The sequence below is a fragment of the Amphibacillus jilinensis Y1 genome (assembly GCF_000306965.1).
Lineage (GTDB): Bacteria > Bacillota > Bacilli > Bacillales > Amphibacillaceae > Amphibacillus_C > Amphibacillus_C jilinensis.
Genome location: NZ_JH976434.1, coordinates 402,400 through 416,957, shown reverse-complemented (window position 1 = coordinate 416,957; position 14,558 = coordinate 402,400). Strand labels below are relative to the sequence as shown.

The window sequence follows — 14,558 nt, the reverse complement described above, 5'->3', positions numbered from 1 at the left end:
GATGCATGTAAATGGATAGTATTGTTGTAAACAGTTTAACCAAGCGTTTTAAGGGGAGAACGGTACTTGATAATATTTCATTAAATATTAAAGGAACATATGGTTTATTAGGCCCAAATGGAGCTGGAAAAACTACCCTTATGAGGACAATTGCTACGTTGTTACCAATTTCAAAGGGAAAGATCACTTATGGCCAAGTAAGCTGGGATCAACCGACGGAGGTACGTAAGCGAATTGGTTATTTACCACAATATTTCTCCATGTATCAAAATGTAAAGCTGATGGAATGTTTGCACCATTTAGCTATTTTAAAGGGAGTAAGTGATAAAGCTGATAGAACAGAACAACTTGAACAAATTGTGCACCAGGTTAACCTATGTGATCATAAAGATAAAAAAATAAAGCATTTATCCGGTGGAATGTTGCGAAGAGTCGGCATTGCCCAGGCTTTAATAGGATCTCCAGAAATTTTAATTATTGATGAACCTACAGCAGGCCTTGATGTTGAAGAACGCGTTCGTTTTAGAAGTTTATTAAGGTCGATTGGTAGTAATCGCATTATAATTATCTCCACACACATTGTTGAAGATTTAGAGTTAGCATGTGATAACATTGGTGTTTTAAAAAATGGTAAAGTTCTTGCTGAGGGGCAAATAAAAGATATTTCTAAATTTGCTAAAGGTCATACCTGGGAAGTTCAAATACCTATTGAAGAGATAGAAGGGCTTAACAATAAGTTTACAATTATCTCAAGTCAGCAAATTGAAAATAAGTATGCAGTAAGATTATTATCTGATGAACAACCGTTGAGTAGTGCTATTCTAGTTGAGCCAAGACTTGAAGATGGCTACCTATCTCTAATAAGGAATGATGAACGTGAAGCGCGCTAAGATTGACTTGAATTTTGAGATAAAGTCGATGGGCGTATCTTTTTACGTTCCCATTATATTGACATTATTTATAACCATTTACTTTTTTTCAATTAGTGAGCCAGAAATCAGCCTTGTCATCGCGTTGAAATTAATAGAATTTCTTTTTGTACCCTTTTCAAGCTGGTGGGTAATCTATTTATTTTATGATTATTTTGAGGAAGAGGGGGGCGAGATTTTATTTAGTTACCCTGTATCGGTAATCAATTTGGGAATAGCAAGAGTGATGATTTTTGTTTTATTCTACAATGTCTTATTATTAATGGTTGTGGCGGCAATTGCTCTGAATAGTCAGCAAGAAGTTTTTATAAACCTAATTTTCCAATCAGTACCGCAAGTTATTTTTTTCTCAGGGTTAGCTTTTTCTCTAATGACATTTTTCAAAGACATAGCAATATCCATTTCTTTTATTGCTGTTTATGTTGTTACAGAACTATTAAGTGGCGGTCAAGTTATGCCTTGGTATCATGTTTTCTTTTTTAATGAAATTATCCTTGATTTAGGCACTATTATCCCTAAAAGTTTACTTAATACGATAATAGGATCACTATTATTTTGGTTTGGTCATTACTATTTAACCTTTAAACAAAAGTAAAAAGATTTTGCAACTGTACCTCGTTTCCCTTTAGGGTGTCAATTAATTCGAAGAAAAAGGTTCCGCCTCTCTTTCTATAAGGAAGGGGAACCTTTTCTTATTGCGACGGGGGTTTTCGACAATGCCAAGAGGGTCTTGGGTGCAGTCAACTCCTTAAATTCTCCTTCATTTTCGCTTTCGCTTCATTCCGTCCGATTTCCCGTTGACGAATGCCTTGTTTTTCTTTTTTCCCTTTTACGACATGTTAGCTAAAGAGAATAAATCCCTTTGCTAACGCAATTAAAAAATGAATCATGTAACGATGCACTTGAATTTCCATATGAGAAGTAATCGTCATTTGCTTAACCTCCTTCAATCTCTTCACTGGAGGATAATCAGCTATTTCCAACAATAAAAAGACGGCTAAACCAGTCTTTGGATTTCCTCTATTCCTTTTATCACACCTAGTTCATACCATCTTCGTACACTTCTTTATTACTTGTAATCTTGTATTGCTTCAGCACTGTAAAAGCTTGATCGACATCATTAATTTCCATGTCTTCACCCGCCTTTAAAACATTAACAAATCACAAGAAAATGTAAAAAAAGATAGATTTATCAAAAAAACGAGTATAATAATAGGAAAACTTTACTAAAAATTATGGAAAGGGGAAATTCATCTTGATTAAAAAGGTCTTTTTAGCGTTAATTGCAGTTACTCTTATTTTCACATCGACTACTAGTGTCTTATCTATTGGAGATAGTAATCGTGTAGAAGCAGCGTCGAAAAAAAAGTGTGAGAACCCATACACAGGATACTTAAAGAAGTACAACCCTTGTAAAACACATACTACTGTAAAATATATAAATGTTAAAAAGAATACTGCTGGAACACCTATAGCATTAACTGCAGCAGGTGTCGGTACTACAGCAGTAAACAAAATTTTGAAAAAGTTAGGCGCTAAAGCGATACCGGGTGTAGGGGAAGTGGTTTGGTTATCAGATGCTGTCTCAGTTGCTCAACACTATCTAAATAAACATTGGAGAAAAAAAGGTATTAAACGATTTAAAGTCACCTATAAGTGGAAATACCAACTTAATTCATTATCAGATGGAGGAGGAATTCCTAGACCTAAAGTGATTTCAACGAAAGTAGTCGCACAGTATAAATAAACAAAAAAACAAGAAGAGTAGTAGTTAGTGATCCACTCTTCTTGTTTTTTTGTTTGTATTTAAAAATAATCTATCAACACTAAAAACATTGTTATTAGTAAAAAGAATATCCAACCAAAATCAATAAATTTATTACCCGTATTTATATCGCCCCCTTTTTTTGACATGATTGATTCAGTTAAAGCGTATAGGCCACCCAATAAAAAGAATAGTAGAACATTCAATTGATTAATAAAAAGTAAAGTTAGAATTAAAATGCAAAATATTATAGTACGAACAAAAGGTAATCTTAAAATATTCACTTTATCTTCCCCTCTACAACTTAGTACATTATATGAATTTTCTTCCAGTTAGTAGACTGCTTAATTTAATCTGTTTTAGTAATATTCTTTATCCCTAAAATAGCTCTTGTTAACTGCTATTCAAACATGGAAATGAGGATGATAGTCGTTTCGTTCTTTATTGTATGTCACTTCCAATTTTCTCGCGTAACCTTTAACGACTTGGTCTGTCTCGTCAATTACAACTTGCGATTAGTAATTAGTAGTTAAACAATGGGCTAACAGGCTCTTCGTTATGGACGCGTTTAATCGCATCACTGAACAGTGGAGCTGTACTAAGTTGCGTGATTTTGTCTGTCCATTTATCTTCTGGTATCACGATCGTATTTGTGACCACGAGTTCTTTAATCGGTGAGCGCATTATATTTTCGGTTGCAATCCCTGAAAGGACAGGATGTGTACACGTTGCATAGACATCCTTTGCTCCATTGGCGACTAAAGCTGCTGCTCCCGTTGAAACACGTCTTCCTGTATCGATAATATCATCGATCAAGATAGCGGTTTTGTTTTTAATATCCCCAACTACAGATAATTCTGAGTGTTCCACATCACGAGGACCACGTCGGTCTAAGATAGCAATCGGCGCGTGAATACGATCGGCAAATTGACGTGCGCGCTTTACACTACCATGGTCAGGTGCCACGACAACCACATCTTCCAGCTTTTTGTCTGAAAAATATGAGGCTAAAATAGGTATCCCATTTAAATGATCCACGGGAATGTTGAAAAAACCTTGTGTTTGTGTTGCATGCAGATCCATCGATATGACACGGCTCGCACCAGCTTTTTCAATAAGATCGGCAATTAATTTAGCCGTGATCGGTTCACGAGATTTAGTCTTGCGATCTTGACGAGCGTATCCATAATAAGGAATCACAACATTGACGGTTTTTGCTGAAGCTCTCTTAAAGGCATCAAGCATAATAAGAAGCTCCATAATATGTTGATCGGATGGATCATCTGTTGATTGAATAATGTAAGTGTCATAGCCGCGAACACTTTCTTCAATATTAATTTGAATTTCACCGTCACTAAATGTTTTAATCGAACACTTCCCTAACTCTCCACCGATATGATTAGCAATTTCACTAGCTAAACTCCTGTTTGAGCTAAGGCTAAACACTTTCATTTCATCTTTTAACTCATTGGTTGACACTCACAATCGCTCCCTTTTGCATTTACTAGTATACTTAATATATAAATATAGATGGACTTGGCAACAACAAGATAATTACGTTTTTATCACCGCTTATCGCTCGCAAAACGCAGCCTCAAAATAGGAAGTGGAGATCAGCTGTTTTGAGGTGAGCTTGTCCTGATTCACTCAATGATCAATCAGTGGACGAAGAACAAAACACCCACTGATTGAAGGCTAGTTTTATTTAGAATAATTAAATCCTCTACTATTGTAAAACAATGCGTTGCATTTTACTAGCTAACTCGTCCTTAATTTTTAAAAAAAGAAAACTTTGTTTATCATTTTGAATGCTCGCATTATTTTTAAGGTTGTTACTTGAAAATTTAATAGTAAGTCCTAGTTGTATTTCATCCCTTTTATAACTTAAATTATTCTTAAATTATTATAGGAACTTTTCACTATAGATAAAATTATCTATAATAATAGATGAAGTCAAATATACAAAGGTTGGGGTTTATTTGAAAAAGAAAATACGTTATACTTTTTCATCTTCAGAGAAAACATTGCCCATTTATATGGATAGCATCGGCTATAATCCTCAGGAGCTTGATTTTGATCGCCCTGAAGGCTATCCATATTATCATTGGCTCCAAACGATCAAAGGAGAAGGGCTACTAGAGTTTGCAGATCAGCGATTAATCCTTGAAGAAGGTCGTGGTGTATTACTAGCACCTTATACACCACATAAGTATCATCCGAATTATGACAAGACGAGTCAATGGTCAACGGTTTATTTGACTTTTAGTGGAGCGGCAATTGATCGTATTCTTAACGCTTTGCAGATGAATTATTCTGCCGTTTATCGTGAGACCGAACCAAATCTCTTCTATCATTTTATTAAGCAGACGTTTACTTTTATTGAAGCAGAACAGCCGTATCGGTCTTTAATTGACTACGATTTATCGGCTAAACTTTATGAATTTATGATTTTAATAAAGAAGTATGGTAAGTTAGATGATCGTCTATCAACGATCCAATCCTATGATAAGATTCGTCCCATCGTCGAATGGTTAGAGCGTGTATACCCTAAAAATATAGGGTTACTTGAAATTTCTGAACAAGCTAATATTAGTTCTCAACATTTAAATAAACTTTTTCATGATACATTTGGAATGAGTCCTTATTCATTTTTAGTTCAATTAAGGATGCGTGAAGCAAAGCGATTATTGCTTACGGATGTTCATTTAACATTGAAAGATATTGCTCAGCAAGTGGGTTTTAACGCAGTTAGTCACTTTGTAACTACTTTTAAAAACCGTGAGGGGATAACACCAAAGCAATATCGTGATTTGCATGTTAAATAAAGGTGTGAAATTTAATAACAATAAGTTAGTGTTTATCACGTATAACTTTCCGTAAAACCTTCGCCGCAAAATAGAAAGCAGCGCTCATCTATTTTGTGAAAGCATGAAAACACCTACTGATTTAAGATTCGTTTTATTTAAGAATATGAATTTTGAATAGAACATTTTTATATATAAATAACGATGTAAGCGTTTTATAATAAATTTATAAGTTAATTTAATTTAGGAAGAGGGAGGGTATGTAATGAAAAAACGAAATTATTTAGCTCTAATGGCATTATTATTGATGACAGTATTAACGATAATAGCATGTGAACCTGATCGAGGGGAAGGGACTTCTGGTGAAGAAGTTTCAGAAGGAGAAATGCCCGAAAAACCAGATGAATTGATTGTTTGGGTGAATGATGAAGAAGTTGCGCAAGAAGCTGCTCGGGAAATGTTTGCCAATTATACTGATGAAACAGGAATTGAGGTTGTTATGGAGACGGTACCCATGCCTGATCAAGTTCAACGTTTAGCATTGGCTGGACCTGCAGGAGACGGTCCAGATCTATTCTTCCAACCCCAAGACCGCCTAGGAGATGTCGTGGCGCAAGGTTTGTCCATGCCAATCACTTTTACTGATGAAGAATTATCACAATATAGTGAAGCAGCGATTGATGCTTTTACTTACGAAGGTGAAATTTATGGAGCACCAGTAGCAATTGAAACCTATTTCATTTACTACAATCAATCATTGATCGATGAAGTTCCAGAAACAATTGATGAAGTTTTTGATATGAGCCGAGAACTTACAAATAGAGATAATGACGAGTATGGTTTTCTCATTTCACCAGAATTTTATTACCTATACTCATTTATCAATAGTAATGGTGGATATATCTTTGGTGAGGAAGATGGAGTATATGACATAGAAGATATTGGGCTTGATAATGAAGGTGCTATACAAGGGTTTGAAGATTATATGCAATTTATTAATGAAGGTATTTTACCAAGAACAGTAACAGTTGACGTGTTGGATGGTTTATTTACTGAAGGTAAGGTCGGAATGGTTGTAAGTGGCCCATGGAACATCCCGATTTACCGGGAAGCATTAGGTGAAGATTTAGCAACTGCTCCATTACCCAAAATGGGTGGTGAACATGCACCTTCTTTTGTTGGTGTGAAGTCTTGGCTAATTTCGTCATATACTGAAAATCCTGAATGGGCTATGGACTTGGCCAAATATTTAACAAGTGATGAGAGTGCAGAATTAAATTATCAAATAAGTGGGGAACTACCGCCTAGACCTGATGTGTTTGATATCGTAGATGACCCTATTTATGATGGTTACACGCAACAGATTGAATTTGGGACGCCAATGCCCAATATCCCAGAAATGTCGGCTGTTTGGGATATGGATGATGCCATTCAATTAATTATCAATGGTGAGGACATAGAAGAAGTATTGCAAGAAACGGTACAAAATATTAAAGATAAAATAGATTTGTATTAAATGAAGTAGTTTTGAGCAGAATTTTATATTCTGCTCAAAGCCTATTATAAGTGAGGGATGACAATGGTAGATGCCCCGTTGAGAACAGGCAATATTAATAAAAAGCATAACCCTAAGTTAGCTATGCTTCTATCTATTATATTTGCAGGTTTAGGACAACTATACAATAAAAGATATTTAAAAGGTTTTACCTTTATACTATTAGAAATAGCTTTTATCATTACACTAATTGACTTTATCGGCCTAGGGTTGTGGGGGATTATAACGTTAGGGACTATCCCTATTACAGATCACTCGATATTTTTGTTAGTGTATGGTTTGATTTCAATCATTATTATTTTATTTGCTGCTCTGTTTTATTTATTAAATATTCAAGATGCAAAAAAGCAGGCGAAACAAATAAAAGAAGGGTGGGAAGCACCTGGTTTATTTGATTCTGTAAAAGAGGGCTATGATAAATCTTTTGTATACTTATTAACCACTCCCGGATTAATTTTACTTGTATTTACTGTTGTATTACCTTTATTGTTTGCAGTATCTTTAGCATTTACTAATTACGATCTATACAACTCACCACCACGAAATTTATTAGATTGGGTGGGTTTTGAGAATTTTAAATCCCTTTTAACTGTTCCGTTGTGGAGAAACACTTTTTTTTCAGTTTTTTCATGGACGATTGTTTGGACACTAGTGGCTACTTCCTTTCAAATTGCTCTCGGTTTATTTCTAGCCGTGTTAGCTAATGACAGTCGAGTGAAATTCAAGAAATTCTTTAGAACCATTTTGATTTTGCCATGGGCAGTGCCTGGTTTTGTGTCTATTTTGATTTTTGCAGCTATGTTTAATGATGATTTTGGAACAATTAATAGAGATATCATTATACCATTGTTCGGAGGTAGCGGCATAAATTGGCTGTCAGATCCTTTTTATACAAGAATAGCGTTACTATTTGTCCAAACTTGGCTAGGTTATCCTTTTATTTTCGCTCTGTTTTCGGGCGTTTTACAAAGTATTTCGAAGGATTGGTATGAGGCAGCAGAAGTAGATGGGGCAACACGCTGGCAAAAATTTAAGAATATTACTTTGCCACACGTTTTGTTTGCTACGGCACCATTACTAATTATTCAATATACAACAAACTTTAACAATTTTAATGTGATCTATTTGTTTAATGAAGGAGGACCAGCTGTAAAAGGGCAAAATGCTGGAGGCACCGATATATTAATTTCTTGGGTGTACAAACTAACATTTGAAACGAATAATTTTAGTATGGCAGCTGCAATATCGCTGATTATAGGGATACTAATTTCATTATTTGCCATATTTCAGTTCAGAAAAACAAGCTCATTCAAAGAGGAGGGACAAATTTAATGAATAGAAAACTTAAAAACACGATAGAAATGATCGGTGTTTATTCTGTCTTTGGGTTTATGTCCATTCTGATATTGTACCCTCTATTATGGGCTTTTGGGATGTCTTTAAATGAAGGAACAAGCTTATATTCTTCTTCTATTATTCCTGAGAATTGGTCCTTGGCTCATTATCAATGGCTGTTCACGGATCCGAATAGCAATTATGTGAATTGGTATAGAAATAGTATGATTGTATCTGGCTCTAATGCCGTTTTATCTGTGATCATGACGTCTTTAGTAGCTTATGCTTTTTCTAGATATAAATTTGTCGGGAGAAAAGCAGGATTATACACGTTTCTTATTTTGCAAATGTTTCCGGCCATGATGGCAATGGTGGCACTCTATATATTATTAAATTTAATCGGACTTCTGGATACGTTATCTGGGCTGATTTTAATATATGTTGGTGGGCAAATTCCTTTTAATGCTTGGCTTGTCAAAGGTTACTTAGATACGATACCAAGGGAATTAGATGAATCAGCGCGTATAGATGGTGCAGGGCATTTGACAGTGTTTGTAAAGATTATTTTACCCCTAGCTAAGCCAATTCTTGCAGTGGTCGCTTTATTCAATTTTATGACCCCTTTATTTGATTTTTTATTGCCGTCTATTATATTACACAGTCAAAAAAATTACACAATTGCGTTAGGATTATTTAATTTCATTAATGATCAATTTTCAAATAATTTTACTAGATTTGCAGCTGGAGCCATGTTAATCGCTATTCCAGTTTCAATCATCTATTTATTTTTACAAAAATATTTAATTTCCGGATTAACTTCTGGCGGAACAAAAGGTTAGGGTAATTATTACTTTTAGGTAAGGAAGTGAGTAGAGACTGATGACATTACAAATTAAAGGCGTAGATATCTCTTCATTAAATGAAGTTGAATCATTTGGAGGTGCTTTTTTCCTTCATGGGGAAAGAAAAGATCTTTTTGAGATTTTACGATTAAAAGGTGTGAATGCGATTAGATTGAGAGTGTGGGTTGACCCATACGATCAAGAGGGAAAACCTTACTTAGGTGGAACAAATGATTTAGAGACAACGATTAAATTGGCTACAAGATTGAAGATGCACGGGTTTAAATTTATTTTAAATTTACATTATAGTGATTTTTGGACCGACCCTAAAAAACAGCAAAAGCCTAAGAAATGGACGAATATATTTGGCAAAGCGTTAGAAAAACGTGTTTATCAGTATACGAGAGAGGTGCTTCAAAAACTTGATGAATTAGATTTGATGCCAGAGTATATTCAAATTGGTAATGAAATCACAAATGGGATGCTTTGGCCAGACGGAAGAACACCTACGTATTTATTTGAAGAAAGAAAATTTGAAGATATAGCGTTACCTGCTAAAGAGAAAGCATTTGATCATTTAGTTACCCTATTAAATGCTGGTATTTCTGCCACCCGAAAAATGCGATCAGCCAAAGATCTAAAAATTATTATTCATTTGGATTTTGGAGGTGCTAATGATCTCTATCGGGGGTGGTTTGATGAAATAACAAAAAGACATTTAGATTTTGATATTATTGCACTTTCTTACTACCCTTATTGGCATGGATCTTTACAAGATTTAGAATTGAACCTTAACGATATTATTGCAAGGTACGAGAAAGACATTTTAATTGCTGAAACGGCTTATGCTTTTACTGATAAAGTACCAAAAGGAGAAGATAGTATCTTTAATTCTACTTTATCTGATAAAGCGGGATACCCACCAACTGTCAAAGGACAATTTACTTTTTTAAAAGATTTAATATTATTAATAGATAATATTAAATACAAAGATAAATTAGGTTTAGGCATCATATATTGGGAGCCTGCTTGGTTGCCAGTAGGCGAGACAAGTTGGGCTAGCTATGCAGGAATGTTGTATGGTCATGATGTCGCTAAGCCAGGCAATCATTGGGCTAATCAAGGGTTATTTGACTTTCAAGGGAACGCATTAGAATCATTAAATGTATTTGGCATCAAATAATCTCTCTTAGTAAATGACAACTTGTAAATAACTTATTTAAAAATACTAATGAGATTAGATAAATTTTAAATAAGGAGAAGATGTAAATGAGAAAGAGCAAGAAATTGACCCTTTTGGTGACGGTTAGTGCTTTAATGCTTTTCTTTTCACCGCTATATCAACATTTTTTTGTTCAAGGTACCGAGAGTGTTCTAGCTGCTGATCATCCATTTATCTTTGGTGGAGATGTGTCTATGCTAGAAGAAGTGGAAAGCTTGGGTGGGGTGTTTTATGAAGCCGGTATTGAGAAGGATCCACTAGAAATAATGAGTGACAATGGAATGAATTATGTTCGTTTACGTTTATGGGTTGATCCTTATGATAGTCAAGGCAATCCGTATGGTGGAGGTACCAACGACTTAGAAACGACCATTGCTTTAGCAAAAAGGGCTAAAGCAGAAGGAATGAATATATTATTAGATTTTCATTATAGTGATTTTTGGGCAGATCCTGGAAAACAAAATAAGCCTAAAGCTTGGCAAGGCTTATCATACAGTCAACTTCTGCAGGAGGTATATCAATATAGTCGTGGTGTAATAGAAGCCATGTATAATGAAGGTGTTATGCCGAGTATGGTGCAAGTTGGAAATGAGATTACTTCTGGTATGTTATGGGACGAGGGGAAAGTAGGAGATGGATTAGACGATTTTACACAATTAGGGGAATTATTATCGGCAGGAATTGCCGGCATTAAAGATGCAGCGCCTCAAAGTGATGAGATTGAAATCGTATTGCATATTGATCATGGGGGTGATAATCAATTATATAGATGGTGGTTTGATTCAATAACTGAACAAAATGTAGACTTTGATATTATAGGTCTATCCTTTTATCCGTTTTGGCATGGGACAATGGGAGAACTTCATTACAATCTAAATGATATAAGTAGAAGATATCAAAAAGATGTGTTGATTGTAGAAACTTCTTATGCCTTCACGTTAGAAGATGGGGATGGTTTCGGCAATTCATTTTATGTCAATGAAGAGAGTATAGGCGGCTATCCAGCCACACCAAATGGTCAGGCAGATTTTATAAGGGATTTAAGGGAAATTATCGATGATGTACCGAATAATAGAGGAAGAGGGATTATTTGGTGGGAACCTACATGGTTGCCTGTAGAAGGCGCACATTGGGGGACAGAAGCTGGCAAGTTATATAATAATGATACGGGACTATTATCAAATCCATGGGATAATCAGACGTTATTTGATTTTGAAGGAAATCTTCTTAGTAGTGTTGCTGTATTTACTGAGCATCCGCCACTAAATTTAGTTAATAATCACAGTTTTGAGCAAGATGGTTGGACAAATAACCCGACCAACTGGGGAGTATGGGCAGAAAATGAAAACAATAGAAATGCAGTTTTCGTGGAAGAACCAGGTGTTAAAGGTGACTACAAACTAACACATTGGAAGAATCAACCGTATACGGTTTCAACCTATCAAGTGATCACAAACTTAGAAGATGGAGAGTATAACTTTACCGCATGGATGCTAAATAGTGGTGGTCAGGATACGGCGTATATTTATGCGAAAAATTATGGAGGTTCAGAAAGACAAGCCGTTTTACCAGTTAGTCCAATCCGTTGGGAGAAAATCGAGATAAATAATATTCAAGTAACGAATGGACAATGTGAAATAGGGGTTATCTCTTATGCAAATGCAGGTAATTGGATAAACTTAGACAATGTTAAATTTTATAAAGTTAATTAAATAATGTTATGCATACTATGGTTAATTTTTGAAGAAAGCAATTTTATTTTATAGTGAAGTATAGTACAATAACAACAGTTAGTTAATTTAATTAATTAACTGTTGTTGCATGTTTTAATACTAGAATTCTAAGTTAGGATGATTGAAATGTTTAAACCAGTGAGTAACAAATTACCAAAATTATTACATGGTGCAGATTATAATCCAGAGCAATGGCTCGATTACCCGGAAGTTTTTGAAGAAGATTTACGTCTTATGAAATTAGCAAATTGTAATGTAATGTCTGTTGGCATCTTTTCATGGGCAAAATTAGAGCCGGAAGAGGGGAATTTTAATTTTGAATGGTTAGACCAAGTCATCGATCGCCTCTATGATCATGGTGTATCGGTCTTTTTAGCAACGCCTAGTGGTGCACGTCCAACCTGGATGTCAGAAAAGTATTCGGAAGTGTTACGAGTAGAGAAAAATCGTGTGCGTAATTTACATGGTATGCGTCACAACCATTGCTTTACATCACCCATTTATCGAGAGAAAACGAAGATTATCAATACGAAACTAGCAGATCGTTATAGTGATCATCCAGGAGTGATAGGTTGGCATATCTCAAACGAATATGGTGGTGAATGCCATTGTGACTATTGTCAGGAAGCTTTTCGCAATTGGGTAAAAGCTAAATATCAAACGTTGGATGCACTCAATCATGCGTGGTGGACGGCATTTTGGAGTCATACGTATACGAGTTGGTCTCAAGTTGAATCGCCAGCTCCGCATGGTGAGACAATGGTTCATGGTCAAAACCTTGATTGGAAGCGCTTCGTCACCGACCAAACGTTGGATTTTTATCGCCATGAAGTCAAACCGCTTAAAGCAAAAAATCCTGATTTACCGGTCACTGCTAATTTTATGGAACTCTTTGAAGGATTAAATTATGATAAATTTGCAGATGATTTAGATGTCGTCTCTTGGGATTCGTATCCCACTTGGCATGATGCTGAAGATCAACGTGATGTCGCTGCTTATACAGCTATGAATCATGATTGGTTCCGTTCCCTAAAGGGTGGACAACCATTTTTGTTGATGGAAAGTACGCCAAGCCTCACGAATTGGCAGGATATTAGCAAATTGAAAAAGCCAGGTATGCACATATTGTCTTCATTACAAGCAGTCGCGCATGGCTCGGACTCTGTTCAGTATTTTCAATGGCGTAAGAGTCGCGGTTCAAGTGAAAAATTTCACGGTGCAGTTGTTGATCATGCTGGTCATGAGCATACCCGCGTTTTTCAAGAAGTTGCTGAACTAGGTGAAATATTAACCCAATTGGATGGTCTTGTCGGCGCATCTGTACAGCCAGAAGTGGCAATTATTTTTGATACTGAGAACCGTTGGGCGATAAATGATGCGCAAGGTCCTAGGAATATGGGTGTTCATTATGAGCGTACCGTTCAAGAACATTATCAATCATTTTGGGAGCAAGGTATTCCAATTGATGTGATTGGAATGGATCGGGAGTTATCTTCATATAAGTTGGTTATTGCACCGATGCTTTACATGGTTAGAGCAGGCGTTGGAGAACGAATTGAACAGTTTGTTGAGACTGGTGGAACATTCGTAACGACTTATTGGTCAGGCATTGTCAATGAGACTGATCTTTGTTTCCTGAATGGTTCCCCAGGGCCACTTCGCAAAACATTAGGGATCTGGTCGGAAGAAATTGATGCATTGTATGACCATGAAACCAATGCTATTCAAATGAGTGAGGCGAATCAACTTGGCTTATCAGGGCGTTATCAAGTGCGGGATCTGTGTGATTTAATTCATTTGGAGGGTGCGACTTCATTAGCTACTTATCAAGATGATTTTTATCAGGGGCGTCCTGCATTAACGGTAAATCAACTGGGGGCAGGGAAGGCATACTATATGGCTGCCAGACATACACTTGATTTCAATCGTGATTTTTATCGTTCTTTAGTCAAACAACTTGATTTAAAACGTGTGATTGATCAGGAATTACCAGACGGCGTAACTGTTCAACTACGTTCGAATGACACAACAGATTTCGTATTTGCACAAAACTTTTCTGAGCAGGTGCGTGTGGTGCCCCTAGATGATCATGCTTACAAGGACATTAAAACAGATGAAGCGATCACAGGTGCAATTTTACTTGAAGGCCATTCGGTTAAAGTACTAACACGATCAAAAGTAGATTAGTGGTTCAACCTTGAGTAGTAGAAAAAGACACTAATCATAAGTGAAAAACCAATAAATGATCAATCCGAACCAGATTCAAATGCTAACAGTAGACATTTGAATCAAGTTCGGGTTGGTTTTTGTTGATAGCTAGATAAAATGTTTTTCACAGCTAATCGTCCATAAAACACCCGCTAATCTTCTGAT

Annotated in this window: 11 protein-coding genes and 1 pseudogene; 10 read left to right on the top strand and 2 right to left on the bottom strand. The window is 35.8% G+C overall.

The features are described 5' to 3' along the window. Positions 1 to 11 precede the first annotated feature (11 nt). From B494_RS0102595 to B494_RS0102575, 3 genes are all read left to right on the top strand, one after another. Positions 12 to 890, top strand: coding sequence for an ATP-binding cassette domain-containing protein (locus tag B494_RS0102595; RefSeq protein ID WP_017470802.1), 879 nt, complete (start codon positions 12 to 14; stop codon positions 888 to 890). Next, positions 877 to 1,524 carry a hypothetical protein gene (locus B494_RS0102590; protein WP_017470801.1) on the top strand — a complete coding sequence of 216 codons (648 nt, stop codon included), beginning with the start codon at positions 877 to 879 and terminating at the stop codon, positions 1,522 to 1,524. The genes B494_RS0102595 and B494_RS0102590 overlap by 14 nt, the downstream gene beginning before the upstream one ends. Before the next feature lie 660 nt (positions 1,525 to 2,184). Next, positions 2,185 to 2,676, top strand: a complete 492-nt coding sequence (locus B494_RS0102575; protein ID WP_017470798.1) for a hypothetical protein — start codon at positions 2,185 to 2,187, stop codon at positions 2,674 to 2,676. 425 nt (positions 2,677 to 3,101) lie between these two features. Here B494_RS0102575 and B494_RS21060 read toward each other — a convergent pair. Beyond that, positions 3,102 to 3,179: pseudogene (locus tag B494_RS21060) on the bottom strand (protein rep); the annotation flags it as partial. Between the two features lie 37 nt (positions 3,180 to 3,216). Continuing rightward, positions 3,217 to 4,173, bottom strand: coding sequence for a ribose-phosphate diphosphokinase (locus tag B494_RS0102565; protein WP_017470796.1), 957 nt, complete (start codon positions 4,171 to 4,173; stop codon positions 3,217 to 3,219). A 500-nt stretch (positions 4,174 to 4,673) separates the two neighbouring features. Between B494_RS0102565 and B494_RS0102560 the strand changes: the two genes are divergently transcribed. The 7 genes from B494_RS0102560 (at position 4,674) to B494_RS0102530 (ending at position 14,372) form a co-directional block, all read left to right on the top strand. Continuing rightward, positions 4,674 to 5,519: an AraC family transcriptional regulator gene (locus B494_RS0102560; protein WP_017470795.1), complete on the top strand. Its 846-nt coding sequence runs from the start codon at positions 4,674 to 4,676 to the stop codon at positions 5,517 to 5,519. Positions 5,520 to 5,763: 244 nt separating this feature from the next. Further along, positions 5,764 to 7,014: a sugar ABC transporter substrate-binding protein gene (locus tag B494_RS0102555; protein ID WP_017470794.1), complete on the top strand. Its 1,251-nt coding sequence runs from the start codon at positions 5,764 to 5,766 to the stop codon at positions 7,012 to 7,014. A gap of 63 nt (positions 7,015 to 7,077) precedes the next feature. Continuing rightward, entirely contained in the window at positions 7,078 to 8,385 is a 1,308-nt protein-coding gene (locus tag B494_RS0102550; RefSeq protein WP_017470793.1) for a carbohydrate ABC transporter permease, read from the top strand. Further along, positions 8,385 to 9,227, top strand: coding sequence for a sugar ABC transporter permease (locus B494_RS0102545; RefSeq protein WP_017470792.1), 843 nt, complete (start codon positions 8,385 to 8,387; stop codon positions 9,225 to 9,227). The genes B494_RS0102550 and B494_RS0102545 overlap by 1 nt, the downstream gene beginning before the upstream one ends. A gap of 40 nt (positions 9,228 to 9,267) precedes the next feature. Continuing rightward, entirely contained in the window at positions 9,268 to 10,413 is a 1,146-nt protein-coding gene (locus B494_RS0102540; RefSeq protein WP_017470791.1) for a glycoside hydrolase family 53 protein, read from the top strand. An 86-nt stretch (positions 10,414 to 10,499) separates the two neighbouring features. Then, positions 10,500 to 12,164, top strand: coding sequence for a glycoside hydrolase family 53 protein (locus B494_RS0102535; protein ID WP_017470790.1), 1,665 nt, complete (start codon positions 10,500 to 10,502; stop codon positions 12,162 to 12,164). 138 nt (positions 12,165 to 12,302) lie between these two features. Then, positions 12,303 to 14,372, top strand: coding sequence for a beta-galactosidase (locus B494_RS0102530; protein WP_026065122.1), 2,070 nt, complete (start codon positions 12,303 to 12,305; stop codon positions 14,370 to 14,372). Positions 14,373 to 14,558: the final 186 nt, after the last annotated feature.